Annotated in this window: 13 protein-coding genes; 10 read left to right on the top strand and 3 right to left on the bottom strand. The window is 67.2% G+C overall.

Annotated features, from left to right (window positions below; translation table 11 throughout):
- Window positions 1-36: 36 nt before the first annotated feature.
- On the top strand, window positions 37-1095 hold the full coding sequence (locus MKK75_RS27175) for an esterase (RefSeq protein WP_244045598.1): 1059 nt from the start codon (window positions 37-39) through the stop codon (window positions 1093-1095).
- A 44-nt stretch (window positions 1096-1139) separates the two neighbouring features.
- Here the strand turns inward: MKK75_RS27175 and MKK75_RS27170 are convergent, their stop codons facing one another.
- Both MKK75_RS27170 and MKK75_RS27165 read right to left on the bottom strand, forming a co-directional pair.
- On the bottom strand, window positions 1140-2417 hold the full coding sequence (locus MKK75_RS27170) for an MFS transporter (RefSeq protein ID WP_244045597.1): 1278 nt from the start codon (window positions 2415-2417) through the stop codon (window positions 1140-1142).
- Window positions 2414-3535, bottom strand: coding sequence for an isocitrate/isopropylmalate dehydrogenase family protein (locus MKK75_RS27165; protein WP_244045616.1), 1122 nt, complete (start codon window positions 3533-3535; stop codon window positions 2414-2416). The genes MKK75_RS27170 and MKK75_RS27165 overlap by 4 nt, the downstream gene beginning before the upstream one ends.
- Window positions 3536-4735: 1200 nt before the next feature.
- On the opposite strand from MKK75_RS27165, the gene MKK75_RS27160 reads away from it, so the two are divergent.
- Window positions 4736-5505, top strand: a protein-coding gene (locus MKK75_RS27160) for an IS5 family transposase (RefSeq protein WP_244045615.1) whose coding sequence is annotated in 2 segments (ribosomal slippage) — window positions 4736-5051 and window positions 5051-5505 — 771 coding nt in all. Because the reading frame shifts where the segments join, the coding sequence is not laid out codon by codon here.
- 6 nt (window positions 5506-5511) lie between these two features.
- Here the strand turns inward: MKK75_RS27160 and MKK75_RS27155 are convergent.
- On the bottom strand, window positions 5512-6441 hold the full coding sequence (locus MKK75_RS27155; RefSeq protein ID WP_244045596.1) for a LysR family transcriptional regulator: 930 nt from the start codon (window positions 6439-6441) through the stop codon (window positions 5512-5514).
- A gap of 128 nt (window positions 6442-6569) precedes the next feature.
- Here MKK75_RS27155 and MKK75_RS27150 point away from each other — a divergent pair, with 128 nt between their 5' ends.
- The 8 genes from MKK75_RS27150 to MKK75_RS27115 form a co-directional block, all read left to right on the top strand.
- Window positions 6570-7811, top strand: coding sequence for a CaiB/BaiF CoA transferase family protein (locus tag MKK75_RS27150; RefSeq protein WP_244045595.1), 1242 nt, complete (start codon window positions 6570-6572; stop codon window positions 7809-7811).
- Between the two features lie 90 nt (window positions 7812-7901).
- Window positions 7902-8936 (top strand): TRAP transporter substrate-binding protein DctP, encoded by a 1035-nt coding sequence (dctP, locus tag MKK75_RS27145; RefSeq protein ID WP_244045594.1) that lies wholly within the window; start codon window positions 7902-7904, stop codon window positions 8934-8936.
- Entirely contained in the window at window positions 8926-9489 is a 564-nt protein-coding gene (locus MKK75_RS27140) for a TRAP transporter small permease (RefSeq protein WP_244045593.1), read from the top strand. Before dctP ends, MKK75_RS27140 begins: the two co-directional genes overlap by 11 nt.
- 7 nt (window positions 9490-9496) lie before the next feature.
- Window positions 9497-10774: a TRAP transporter large permease gene (locus MKK75_RS27135; RefSeq protein WP_244045592.1), complete on the top strand. Its 1278-nt coding sequence runs from the start codon at window positions 9497-9499 to the stop codon at window positions 10772-10774.
- A 187-nt stretch (window positions 10775-10961) separates the two neighbouring features.
- Window positions 10962-11576 carry a 2-hydroxychromene-2-carboxylate isomerase gene (locus MKK75_RS27130; protein ID WP_244045591.1) on the top strand — a complete coding sequence of 205 codons (615 nt, stop codon included), beginning with the start codon at window positions 10962-10964 and terminating at the stop codon, window positions 11574-11576.
- Window positions 11577-11593: 17 nt separating this feature from the next.
- Window positions 11594-12319, top strand: a complete 726-nt coding sequence (locus tag MKK75_RS27125; protein WP_244045614.1) for a glutathione S-transferase family protein — start codon at window positions 11594-11596, stop codon at window positions 12317-12319.
- Window positions 12309-13568, top strand: coding sequence for a CaiB/BaiF CoA transferase family protein (locus tag MKK75_RS27120; RefSeq protein WP_244045590.1), 1260 nt, complete (start codon window positions 12309-12311; stop codon window positions 13566-13568). The genes MKK75_RS27125 and MKK75_RS27120 overlap by 11 nt, the downstream gene beginning before the upstream one ends.
- 102 nt (window positions 13569-13670) lie before the next feature.
- Window positions 13671-14048 (top strand): acyl-CoA dehydrogenase family protein (locus MKK75_RS27115; RefSeq protein WP_244045589.1); only part of this gene is annotated, 378 nt, incomplete at its 3' end.

Genomic DNA, 14048 nt, shown 5'->3' with positions numbered 1-14048 from the left:
GGAGGAAGGCGTCGCGGGGCACGCAGGAGGATCGTCATGGGTCGGAAGCTGATCTTGATGCTGTGCGCCGCCGCCGTCGGATGTGCGATCGCCCGAACCGCCCGCGCGGAGGGTTCGCCTGAAGCCGGGGACAGCGTGGCGATCCGCGATGTGGGCAGTTTCTACGTAGGTGGCCGCGTCGCTACCGTGGAGGGCCTGCCGCGCACGGATATCACCCTGGTCCCGGGGGCGCCGCCCCTGACGATCGATCCGAATGGACAGTTCGAGGTCGAGCAGATGTACGCCCAGTACATCCGCTTGGCCGAACCGAAGGCCAAGTATCCTCTTCTCCTCTGGCACGGTGGCGGTCTGACGGGGGCGACCTGGGAGTCGACGCCCGACGGCCGGTCGGGTTGGCAGATGTTTTTCCTTCGGGCAGGCCACGACGTCTACATCTCGGACGCGGTTGAGCGCGGACGGAGCGGGTGGGCGCGGTTTCCTCAGATCTTCACCAGCGAACCGATCTTCCGCACCATGCGCGAGGGGTGGGGCCTTTTCCGCATCGGCCCCGCCGACGGATGGGATCCAGATCCCGCCAAGCGCCGGCCGTTCCCTGACACGCAATTCCCCGTCGCGGCCTACGACCAGTTCACCAAGGAATCCGTGCCGCGCTGGACGACGACGGACAAGCCGGTGATGGCGGCCTACGACGCGCTGGTCCAGAAGGTCTGCCCGTGCGTCGTCATCGTCCACAGTCAAGGCGGATATTTTGGTTTCAACGCCGCCCTGAACGCCCCGGACAAGATCAAGGCCCTCATCGCCGTGGAGCCATCGTCGACCCCAGAGGCGGGCGCGGATGCGTCGCGGATTAGAGGTGTCCCACACTTGGTCGTCTGGGGTGACCATCAGCAGGGTATACCGTTCTGGACCAACGCGCGAAACAAGGTGACGGCGTGGCAGGGCCGGATCCGGGAAACCGGCGGCGTGGCCGACACGCTCGACCTCCCGGCCCAAGGGATCCGCGGCAATAGTCACATGCTGATGATGGATGCAAACAGCGACGCCATCGCCGAGCGAGTCCAGCGATGGATGGGGGAGCAGGGCTTGATGCGCTGAGGGATGATGACCCCTCCGCGCGACGGTTCACGGTAGCTAACCCTTCAGCAGCCGTCGAGCCGCGGACCCTGCGCCGAGCGGGCGAGGACGTTGGCGGCCGCGCCCAAGGCCAGGAGCAGCCCGGTGCCGAGGAACACCGCCCGCATGCCGAAGTGCGCCCCCGCGAATCCGCCGGCCAGCGGGCCAAGCACCTGACCCGCGAACTGCGCCGACACGGAGTAGCCCAGCACCCGCCCTGCGATGCGCTCGGGCACGCTGTGGCGGATCACGCTCGCCACGCAGGGCAGGAGGCCGCCGAGTGCTAGGCCGAGCAGGAAGCGCAAGGCCACGATTTGCCACCCCGCGCTCGCGAAGGCCTGCGGCACCATCAATAGCGCCGCGGCAGCTAGGCAGCCTATGATCACGCGCCAATGGCCTACGCGGTCAGCCAGCCGACCCAAGCGCGTGGCCGAGAGGATGCTGCCCAGCGCGGTCGCCGACATCGCCAGTCCCGAGACGACGGTGACCTCGCCGGCGCTCACGAACCGACCGACGTAGACCGTGATGATCGGCTCGACCGACATGGTGGCGAACAGGAGCATCGTGCCGGTGGCCAGCATGGCCAGCACCGGCCGCTTGTCAGGGATGTCCGCCCAGCCGCCGGACCGCGCGTGTCCCATGCCCGCCGGCCGCGGATCCTCGCGGATCAGCAGAAGGGTCGCGAGGAAGGCCGCAAAGATCACCGCACCCGCGGCCAGGAATGTGGCGCGGATGCCAATCACAGGCGGCAACGCGCCACCCAGCAGCGGCCCGACGAGGTTGCCAGCCATGATGCCCGACGACAGCAGGCCCAAAGCCCAGCCGGAGCGAGCCTTGGGGGTCTGGGTGGCCACCAGTAGGGTTGAGCCGGACGCGTATCCGCCTAGCAAGCCCGCCAGCAGGCGCAGGCCCACGAGCTGCCATACGTCCTGTGCCATTCCGATGAGGGACATGGCCACGGCCATGCCGAGGCTGGCGCGCACAAGCATCAACTTGCGGCCGTAGCGATCGGCCAACCGACCCCAGAGCGGGGCGACGAGGCCGGCGGCCAGGAAGGTGGCGCCGTAGGCCGCCCCCGACCATTCCGAGACGGCGGCGGGGTCCGCGACGCCGAGCTGCTCGACGTAGAGCGGCAGGAACGGCAGCAGCAGGGTCATCGCCACGATGGTGGTGAAGCTGCCGAAGGCACACACCGCGAGGTTGCGCCGCCAATGGCGGCTCCCGTCCGGTTCGCCCCCCGGGTAGCTGCTGGCGGGGACGGCCACGAGGCTCGCGCCCGCTGCGGATCGGTCCGCGCCTGTCATCCCATGCCTCGGATCACCGCCCCGCCGCCGGCAATGCGGGCTACTGCCTCGGCGACCGCGTCGCCCATCTGCGCCGTCGTGGCGGTCCCGCCGAGGTCGGCGGTCAGCACGCCCCTGTCGAGTGCCTCGCCCACCGCCCGGTCGATCAGCGCAACCCCCTCCAGCGCTGCCGGGTCGGCGTGACGCGTGCCGAGCCAGTCCAGCATCATCCGCGCCGACAGGATGGTCGCGACAGGGTTTGCAACCCCGAGCCCGGCCAGCGTCGGAGCCGAACCGTGCGAGGGCTGGAACATCGCGTGGGCATCGCCGACATCGCCGGACGGCGCCATGCCGAGCCCGCCGCACAACGCGGTGGCCAAGTCCGACAAGATATCGCCAAACATGTTCTCCGTTACCAGCACGTCGTAGCGCCCCGGGTCTTGCAAGACGGCCAGCGAGAGCGCATCGATCAGCGCGTAGTCGTGTTCGACTCCGGGGAATTCGGTCCCGGCTACCTCGGTGAAGACGCGACGGAAGAAGGCGAGCGAACGGAAGATGTTCGCCTTGTCGACGCAGGTCACGCGCGCGCGGCCGTCGAGCGGCCGACCCGACCGGCCCCTAGCCAACGTGAAAGCAGCGCGCGTGATGCGCTCGGTCCCGCGGCGGCTCATCAGCAGGGTGTCACCTACGACGTGGTCGGTGATCTCGGCGCCCCCGTCGAAGGACGCGAACAGGCCCTCCGAGTTCTCGCGCACGATGACGAGGTCAACCGGGCCGCGGTCGATGAACACCAGTACGCCCGGGTAGCGCTTGATCGGGCGCACGCCGGCGTAAAGGTCGAGCCCCTTGCGCAGGCGGATGATCCCCCGCCCCTGCACCTCTGTGCCGTCGGGCATGCGCACGTCCGGCAGGCCCATCGCGCCGAGCAGGATCGCATGCGCGGAGCGCGCGGCTTCGAACGTCTCCGCCGGCAGGGCCTCGCCGGTCCGGCTGTGGAGTGCCGCGCTGGCCGGGTATGCTCGCAGGTCGAGGGACAAGCCCGGCGTTGCCTCCTCGACAGCGCGCAACACTTTGACCGCCTCGTCGAGGACCTCCGGGCCGATCCCGTCACCGCCTAGCGCCACGATCGTGTATGTCATTTCTCTGGCCTCTCCCGCGGACGAACCGAGGGTACGCTTACAAGTCCTGCGCGCCGTGCAGACGGACCGGCTCCACGGGATCGGGCAACCACCGTTTTGGTCCGGCCACACCATCCCCCCTTACGCCGATCAGCGTACGGCGACCGCGTGACGACGAGCGGCGTAGTGGCGGCCCCGGCAGTCGAGGATCCGAGGAGCGCGGCCCTCCAGTGAACGTGAACCGCGATTCATTCCGGTCACCGACCGAGGTGGACTTCCGACGAGAGCCCCAAAGACTCCCCTCGCACGTTGCCGTGGGCGGCCACGATCCGATTTGCCTCCTCGACGCCCATATCGCAGGGTTCCATCATACCTTGGAGGGCGCCGAGAGCCTACTCGTAAGTGGGGAGATTGATGCAGCCCGGTACGCCCCAAGCTCAGGCTGAGGCGGGCGTCGCCAGCCCGACGACGAGGGCGGTCGCCGCGAAACTTTTCATAAACGGCACGGTCACCTCCTTCTTCGTTCCCCGGCCGGACAACGGGGGTCGGGACCATGACGACCCGGGGCGGGGTACGCGGCCGGAGCCCACGGGTGGGTTGGGAACTGGAGCGACCCCGATGGTTCGACGCGTCCCCGCCGTCGACGCTGCGTCGCGGTAGTCCTCGCGTCCTGATCGGGGGCAACTTCTGCACGATAGTGTTTGTCGCGCGGGTACGACCTGAGCCGAGGTTCAGCGGCGCCTTAGAAGACGCCCCTTACGCCAACCGTCCTCTCTGGTGTCCGCTTACGAAACGGTGTGATTGAGTGTTGTATGGCCGGGATGGGCGCGAAGCCGAATGTCTGGTCCTGCGTGCTATCGCGATCGGGCGCGACGTAGTCTGGCCGAAATCGGCCGATCCGCTTTGGAGAAGGCTTCAGGGGAAAGCAGACGGTCCCCGAGTGGCCCGTGTCAGTCTTGCTGAGGTTCGCCAGACCTTCCTAGAGCTTGCATCAATGCGACGCCGTTCGAAGTTGCGTCTTGAGGGGAGCACACCTGCTGCTCGGCCTACCGAAGGAATCGCTTAACAATCGGCGTGCTCTTGAGGACGATGCCGCGCATTGATGCCCTCGGACGCAGGTTTCGGCCGGGCGGCGTGCCCGCGGCCTGGGAACTAGGGCGTGTTGTCGCCTGAACCGACTGGTGAGGCTTGCGTTTTCCTCTCTCCAAGGCGGGAGGGATGATGCTGAGCGACGCGCAATGGTCTGAGCTGGAGCCACTGGTCGAGGCGTGCCGTCCGAAGGCCAAGACGCCACCGCAGGACCTGCAACGCACGCTCTCGGCCATTCTCTGGCGGCATCAGAACGGGGCGAAGTGGCGGGCCATTCCGGAGGATCTGGGTCCTTGGTGGCGGGCCGCACAGATCTTCATCCGCTGGTCCCGTGCTGGCGTCTGGGAACGGCTCCTCAGCCTGGTGCAGGAGCGTGGGGTTCAGCTCGGGATGGTGTTCCTCGACGGCACGACCATACGCGCGCACCAGAAGGCGGCCGGTGCCGCCAAAAGGGAGGATCTGGGGCCGAGCGAGACACCCGTGAAGCTGTTGGCCGCTCACGTGGCGGCTATGGCACCAAGGCTTACGTGATCGCTGACGGGCGGGGCCGCGCCATCGCCTTCCGGCTGGCACCGGGACAGGCGCACGAGCTGCCCCATGCGGTTCCCTTGCTCGACCAACTGCCAGGCGTGCCCAAGTGGGTAGTCGCAGACCGCGGCTACACCAGTCATGCCTTCCGCGAGCACATCTGGGACATGGGTGCGCGCCCCGCGATCCCGCCTCAGCGCCACGAGACCCCCGTCGCCTGCCCGGACTGGATCTACAACAACCGCAATCAGGTCGAGCGCCTTTGGGCGAGGCTCAAGGAATGGCGTGCCATCGCCACCCGCTATGAGAAAACCGCCGCCAGCTTCGTAGGCGTCCTGTCCCTCGCCGCAGCCCTCGACTGGCTCAAGCGATGACACGCCCTAGGGGCGCCCGCCGAACCGACGCTCGGTCGCCTCGACGAACATCGGCTGGAAAATCCTCAGGAACTCTTCCGAGCTCGCGGATAGCGGCCGTTCCGCGCGATGGAGGATGCCGACCCGCCGCCGGATTTGCGGCCGCAGGCGGCAGACGCCCAAGGCCGGTTCTCTGGACGGCGACAAGGCGGAGGCCGGCACCACGGAAACGCCCAGGCCGTTCGTGACGAAGTCGAACAGCGATTGGTACTGGTTGATGACGATGCAGTGGTCCAGCGTGACGCCTTGCTGGGCGGCGGCGGCGTCGACTAGGCGGCGCAGGCCCGAGTCGGTCGGCATGGATACGAACGTGTCGCTTACCAAGTCGCGCAGTGTCACGGCCGAGGACCTCGCGAGGGAATGCGAGCGCGGCAGGATCGCGTAGCAGCTCTCGTCTACCGCTGACCGTACGTCGATGCCGTGCTGCGTTGTGGGCGGGCTCCCGACGCCGAAATCCGCGACCCCACTGCGCACGTCCTCCAACACGCCACTCTGCAAGCCTTCCCGAATACGGATATGCATCTTCGGGTAACGCGTGCGGAACTCGGCTAGAGCCGTCGGCAACACATGGTGCGAGATCGACATCAGGGAGGCGATCACGATCTGGCCGCGGAGCTCGCCGTCGAGCGTACGGACGTTCCGGACCTGCTGGAGCAGCTCGTCCAGGGTCTTCTCGGCCGCTGGGATGAACGCGCGCCCGGCCTCGGTCTGGGCGACCGCGCGCGTTCCCCGGATGAACAGCGCAACCCCCAACAACTCCTCAGCCTGCTGGATGAGTCGGCTCAAGCCCGGCTGCGAGATGCCGAGTTCCGCTGCCGCGGCCGTGAACTTGCCGCTCTTGCTCAGCGTCACCACCGCCCGAAGCTGCTTCACCGTCAGGTCCGGCAACTCTTCCAAGTCGTTCTCCCTATGCGAATCCTTCATCAATCAATGTCATTCCTAGTTTATTGACATAACCCATCGCCCAGCGGAAGTCTTTTCGATGGCAAATCGGGCCAACCGGTTGCCTTCAGGGAGGACGAGCGTTGGACGACGCCGGTCATGTCGCCATTCTAGAAGGCGTGCGCGTCCTCGACCTGACGCGCTTCCTGTCCGGGCCGCAGGCCACGCTCTTCCTGGCCGGGCTTGGCGCGGAGGTGATCCGCATCGACGAACCCGCCGGGGATCCTACGGCCGCCGCCCCCCCGCTGCTCGGCCCACTCGGCGTCTCGCTCGAACGGCAAACGCCGGGAGACATCGGGATCGCCTACCTCAAGCGATCGCGAGGGAAGAAGGCGATCACCCTGAACCTGAAGGCACCCGAGGGCCGCGAACTCCTGATGCGGCTCGTCGAGGGGGCGGACGTCCTCGTCGAAAACTTCAGGGTGGGCGTCACGGAGCGGCTCGGCATCGCCTGGGACGCGCTTCGTGAGCGCAACCCTCGCCTCGTGCACTGCCGCATCACGGGCTATGGCGCCACCGGCCCGGACGCGCCCTACAAAGCCTTCGACCTAATGGTCCAGGCGGCCTGCGGGATTATGAGCATCACGGGCTCGCCCGACTCGCCCCCGTCGAAGACCGGTTCCTCCCTCTCCGACGGTATCGCCGGGACCTTCGCGCTGTCGGGCATCCTCGGCGCGCTGTTGCAGCGGGAACGCACCGGCTGCGGCCAGTCGATCGACGTTTCGATGGTCGACTGTCTCGTCTCTCTGATGATGGACGAGCCTTTCGACGTCTACCACCGCCTCGGGCTCGATCTTCGGCAGGGGAACCGCATCGCGCGATTCTCCCCGTTCAACACCTATCCGACCCTCGACGGGACGGTGGCCCTAGGCGCCGCCACGCCGAGGGACTGGGTCGCCTTGCTGGAGGTAATGCGTCGCGAGGACCTGCTGACCTCGCCGCAGTTCATGAGCATCGCGTGGCGCCTCGCGAACAACGCGGTGGTCGACAGTCTGGTCTCGGCCTTCACGACCGGCCTGACCAGCGCCGCGTTGCTGGGGCGCCTAAATGAGCGCGACATCCCATGCAGCGCCGTCCGATCAATCGACAGCCTAGCGGCGTGGCCGCACCTGCGGCATCGCGAGATGCTCATGCCCTTGCGGCACCCCGAATGCGACGTGGGCGACGATGTCCTAGCGCCTGGGTTTCCGATCAAGTTCAGCGCCGCGGCAGTTGGCTACGGCGGCGCGCCGGCCATCGCCGAACACAACGCCGAGATCCTAGGCCATGGCCTCGGCTTGCGGGCGGACGAACTCGACGACCTGAGGCGGCGCGGCGTGATCTGACCGTCACGCACCGGGGGCCGGTAGGGATCGCGGGCCGGATCCGGCCCCAACGGACCGCGCGGTCGAACGCGCGCAAGAGAGGACCACGACATGAACGCGTCGATCACGCGCCGCGGGTTGGTGGCGGTAGGCCTAGGGCTGCCGCTGGCGATCCCCGCCGTCGTCCGGGCCAGGGTCGCCGAGCCGTTGCGCTTGCGCTGCTCCCTTGACACCGTGCCATCCCACTCCCGGAACGCAGGCGTTCGGGCGTTCCTGAAGCAGTTCGAGGCGGCGGCGGCGGGCGAGGTCCGCGTCGAGCTCTTCGAGAGCGGACAGCTCTATCCCGACCTCGCCGTCTCGAAGGCGCTTCTCCAAGGCCAAGTCGAAATGGCGGTGCCTGGAAGTTGGACGCTCACGGGCCTCATTCCGAACGCGGACTTCTTCCAAATTCCCACGCTCTACGGCCGCACTCGAGAGGAGGTGCACCGCGTCATCGACGGGTCACCCGGTCGGCTGCTGGCCGCCGAGATCTCGCAGAAGCTTCGCGTCCAGGTCCTGGGTCCCTGGCTCGATCTTGGGTTCTTCAACTGGTACACGACCCGGAAGCCCCTGCGGTCGCTCGCGGACCTGCAAGGCCTGAAGATCCGCAACGCCGGCGGCGCCGGGCAAGCATGGCGTGCCCGGTTCTTCGGCGCCATCCCCAATACGACGGCGCTCCCCGACGTGCCGCTGGCCTTGTCCCAAGGAACGTTCGACGGGATCGCCACCACCAACGAGACGATCGCCAGCGGTCAGTTCTGGGAATCGGGCATTGCCTACGCGCTGGAGGACCACCAATTCGTCGGTGTGTACATCCCGCTCGTCAGCCTCGCGTTCTGGAACAGGCTAACGCCGGACCTCCAGGCCAAGATGACGGCCCTCTGGACTGACGGGATCGGCCGGTGGCGCGCCGACATGGCGGCGGCGCAGGACCGCGCACGCGAGACCATGCTGACGCACCGGGTTTCCTTCGCGGCGCCCGACGCCGACGAGATCGCGGCTACGCGCAAGAGGATGCTCGCCGAGCCGGACGGGGCCACCGCCGGCGTGAAGGTCTCGCCGGAACTCCTGGCCGCGATCAAGGCGGCGGTCGGCAATGCCACCTGAGCTCACGCCTCGGCGCAGCGCGCTGGCCCGGATCGAGCGCGTCGTCATCGGGCTCCTCGGCGCCGCGGCTCTAGCTATCGCCCTCCTGCAGGTCGCCGGCCGATACGCGGCGCCGGCTCACGCGATCAGCTGGGCCGAGGAGGCGATCGTCTACCTCGTGGTCTGGGCCGTGATGCTCGCCGCGGGCGAACTCGTGCGAACGGATGGGCACGTACGCTCCGACGTGCTTCTCCACCTGCTGGGGCTTCGGCAGCGGCGGGCGCTCGAATTGTTCAACTGTGTCGTCGGCATCGTCTTCTGCGTCGGGCTCGCCTGGTATGGATGGCAGGTTTTCGACACCGGCTGGCTGCTCGACGAGCGTAGCTCCAGCGGCATCGAGTTCCCGATGTGGATCTACTACCTGGCCCTGCCGGCCGGCGCCGCGTCCATGGCCGTCGCCTACGTCATCCGCCTCGTCCGCTTCGCGTGGCGCTACGATCCCGATCGAATGAACGTCGGACACGTGGCAGCCCACGAGATGCCGATCGACGCGCCCCTAGACCACGATCGGTAGGACACCCGTGATCGCGATCGCTTTCTTCATCCTGTTCTTCGGGCTGCTTGCGGCCGGGACGCCGATCTTCCTCGTCCTCGGGCTGTGCAGCGCGTTCCTGTTCTGGCTGTCCGGCGAACCCTTGGTCGGAGTCGCTCAGGTCATCGTGGACCGGGTCAACTCGACGACGCTGATGGCGTTGCCCCTGTTCGTCATGGCCGCCGCCTTCATGCGGCAAGGCGGCGTCGCCAAGGCCTTGGTCGACCTAGCCGCCGCCTGGCTCGGCGGGGTCCGCGGTTCGCTCGGGCTTGTCACAGTGGTGGCCTGCACCCTGTTCGCGGCGATCTGCGGTTCGTCGGTCGCCACCGCCTTCGCCATGGGGACCATCCTGCTCCCGGCGATGATCGAGCGGGGCTACCCCCGATCGTTCGCGCTGGGCGTTATCGGCGCCTCGGGCACGATCGGCATCGTGATACCGCCGAGCCTGCCACTGATCCTGTACGGGATCGTGGCAGAGCAGTCGGTGCCGCGGCTGTTCCTGGCCGGGATCGTGCCCGGCCTACTGCAGGCTGCCGTGTTCTTCGCCTGGGTCTGGTACGACGCGCGCCGCCGCAACTTTCCGGCGGAGCCGGCGCTGCCCTGGGGCGAGCGCCTGCGCGTGACCGTACGCGCGCTGCCGGCGCTCGGGGTGCCGGTCGTCGTGCTGGTCGGCATCTACGGCGGCCTCGTCACCGTGACGGAAGCCGCCGCCATCGCCGCGGTCGTCTCGATGCTGGTCAGTCTCGTCGTCTATCGTGGCTTCAGGTTAGCGCAGACGCTCGGCGTCATCGCCGACGCGATCCGGAGCGCGGCCAGCATCATGCTCATCATCGTCACCGCGCTCGCCTTCGGACACTGGATGACGCAGTCCGGAATCCCAGGGCAGCTCGTGCGCTGGACGCTCGACCATCAACTGACGACCTGGCAATTCCTGCTCGTCATCAACGTGCTGCTCCTCGTCCTCGGGTGCTTCCTTGAGGTGACGGCGACGCTCCTCCTGGTGCTGCCGATCCTAGCCCCCGCTTTGAAGCCGCTCGGCGTCGATCCAGTCCACTTCTCCATCATCTTCACGCACAACATGGAGATCGGGCTGATCCACCCGCCCGTCGGACTCAACCTATTCGTCCTCTCGACGATCTCTTCGGCCCCGATCGGCGAGGTGATCCGCGGGATCCTGCCCTTCCTCGTCCTGCTCGTGATCGTGCTGATGCTGATCACGTACATACCGGCGATGACCTTGTGGCTGCCCAACGCGGTGCTCGGCTGAGTATGCAAAATTCGCATCAATCCGCTTAATTGAAAGCAAATTGCAATGGCTCGGGGCATCTCTAGGATCCCCCCGTGCGCCGAGGCACCGCCACTTACGCCGACCGGTCGCCGCATGATCCCGACGACAAGAAGCAATATCCCGCCGGCGTCGCGCGATGCCCGGCGGCGACATCCAGGAGGACACCATGTCCGAGGAAGCCGAGCGGCTGCACGAGGTCAAGCTCTACACCGACTTCAAGAGCCCGTACGCGTATCTCGCCTTCGATCCCGTCATGGAGCTGGAATCGAAGTACTGGGTCAAGATCGCCTGGAAGCCTTTCCAGCTGAGGCTCAAGGGTAAGGGGCAGAGGAGCGTCTACTCCGAGTACAAGGTCAAGTATTCGTACATGGACGCCCGCCGTTGGGCGAATCTGCGCGGCGGCCTCATGCTGCGTGGGCCGCTCAAGATCTTCGACACCACGCCCGCACTGATCGGCAGCTTGTTCGCCGAGCGCCACGGCAAGCTCGTTGAATACGGCCGCATGGTCTACGAGGCGTTCTTCAAGCGCGAACTCGCCGCTGACGAGGCCGACGCGATCGCGGGCGTCCTGATGCGGCTCGGCCTCGACGAGGCCGCGTTCCGCGATTTCCTCGCCGGGGAGGGCGCGGCCGAGTACGAGCGGATCCAGGAGGAGTCGACCGCGGACGAGATCTTCGGCGTGCCGATCATGGTTCTCGATGGCGAGAAGTTCTGGGGATACGACCGCATCGGCCTCCTTGAGATGCGTCTGAAGGACAAGGGATTGGAGCGGCGGCCGTGATTGACGTCTATTTCTGGATGACGCCGAACGGCTACAAGGTCACGATCCTCCTGGAGGAGCTGGGTCTCCCGTACCGCGCGGTGCCCGTCCATATCGGCAAGGGCGAGCAATTCACCCCCGATTTCTTGCGGATCAGCCCCAATGGCAAGATCCCGGCGATCGTTGATACCGACGGACCTGGGGGAGCCCCGCTCGCGCTATTCGAGTCTGGCGCGATTCTGATCTACCTCGCCGACAAAGCCGGCGGCCCGCTACTGCCTGCAGATCCGCGGCGGCGCTACGACGTGCTGCAATGGCTGATGTTCCAGATGGGTGGCATCGGGCCGATGCTGGGGCAGGCTCATCATTTCCGCCGCTACGCTCCCGAGCCGATCCCGTATGCAGTCGACCGCTACACCCGGGAAGCCACGCGCCTTTACGGCGTTCTGGAGGAGAGGCTGGGCGAAACAGAGTATCTCGCCGGCGATTACTCCATCGCCGACATCGCCGTCTTCCCCTGGATTAGGCCCTATCGGTGGCAGGGACAGGACTTAGTCGATTATCCCAACATCCGGCGCTGGTACGACGCGATTAAGGCGCGCCCGGCCGTAGAGCGCGGACTCGCCGTCCTGTCGGAGCGCCTGGAGCGGAACAAGCGCAAGCCGGAGGGCGAGGCGTGGAACACCCTGTTCGGCCAGGGAGGGAAGCGCCCTCCGGCCGACGACCCGCAGAACCGATCCGTGGGAGCCTCCGATGACGCCTGACAAGCGCCCGATGCTGACGGGCTACCGCGTCCTGGACATCTGCCAGATCGTGGCCGGACCGACCTGCACCCGCCTGCTCGCGGAGGCCGGGGCCGAGGTCATCAAGGTCGAGCTCGCCCCCGGGGGCGACCGCGGCCGTTCAAGCGGCTTGAAGCCGCGCGATCCCCGGCATAAGGGCTCGACCCTGTCGACCCACTACGTGCAGCACAACCACTCGAAGAAAAGCCTCGCGCTCGACTTGCGCGACCCGCGCGCCCAGGACGTCGTGCGCCGCATGGTGCCGAACGTCGATGTCGTCGTCGAGAACTTTGCCCCCGGCGTCATGGCGCGTTACGGACTGTCGTACAAACACCTCAAGCAGTTGAACCCCGGGCTCGTCATGTGCTCGATCTCGATGGCCGGTCAGGACGGGCCGCTAAGTCAAGTTCCAGGGTTCGATTACATGGCGGCGGCGTATGCCGGTGCGACGGGATTGTTTGGCGAGCCGGACCGCCCGCCGATCCAGTTCGCCATGGCGATCGGCGACAGCTACACCGGCGTGGCCGCCGCTATGGCGGTGGGCTTCGCGCTCCTCCACCGCGAGCGCACCGGGGATGGTCAGTACATTGAGGCCGCGTTGATCGACGCCTACCTGCACATGCAGGAGATCAACCTGCCGCGGGTCTCGCTCCGTGGGCCCGGGGGCGCGCCGGCCCGCAGCGGGTCGCTGCACCCGGACGGGGGGCCAACCGGGGTCTTTCGGTACGCGGACGACGCCTTCGTCGCGATCATGGTCCTGCCGCACCAGTGGCGGCAACTGTTGGCGGCGATGGAAATGCCGGAACTGGAGGAGGATCCGCGCTTCGCCACTCCTCAGGCCCGCCGCGACCACAAGGAGGACATGCGTCACATCCTCGAAGGTTGGTTGAGCCGATTCCCGTCTCGCGAGGCCGCCGTCGCCGCGCTCGAAAGCCACCGCGTCCCGTGCGCCCCAGTCTTGAGCGTCCACGAGGCGATGAACCATCCGCACATGCGCGAACGCGGCAGCGTCCGATCCGTCGACGATCGGCACCTCGGCACCTTCGACGTCCCGGGGCCGCCCGCCCGGTTCTCGGCATGGCCAACGAACGCCGACTTAAGGGCCGACCTGCTCGGCGAGCACAACGAGAGCGTGCTCCGCGAGGTCGCCGGCATGACCGACCGGGACATCGCCGAGCTTTATGCGAAGGGGATTTTGGTGCGCGACAAGCTTCTGGACGACATGGCGTGACTGATCGGCGGGCCATGCGCTGCAGCGCGGCGAAACCCGTCCAGACTCGCACGTCGCGCTCGCCTACACGTACCGCCGACCCGAGATTAGAGAGTAGCCACCATGCCCGCTCACCTGCAGAAGGCCGCCGAGACCTACGAGCCGGCTGCCGTCCAAGCGCGGTCGAACCGTTTCGTTTGGGACGATCCCTTCCTGCTGGAAGACCAGCTCAGCGAGGACGAACGGGCGATCCGCGACGTTGCCCAGAGCTTCGCGCAGGAGCAGCTCCTGCCCGGGATCGTCGAGGCCTACGCCGAGGAAAAGACCGATCCGAACCTGTTCCGGAAGATGGGCGAGCTTGGCCTGCTCGGCGTCACCCTGCCGGAGGAATACGGCTGCGCCGGCGCCTCCTACGTGGCCTACGGGCTCGTGGCGCGGGCGGTGGAGGCGGTGGATTCCGGCTACCGCTCGATGATGAGCGTGCAATCCTCCCTCGTGATG

Origin of the sequence: Methylobacterium sp. J-030 (genome assembly GCF_022829545.1) — a bacterium.
Classification (GTDB): domain Bacteria; phylum Pseudomonadota; class Alphaproteobacteria; order Rhizobiales; family Beijerinckiaceae; genus Methylobacterium.
The sequence above is the reverse complement of the archived record's forward strand: the minus strand, read 5'-3'. Positions and strand labels throughout refer to the sequence as shown.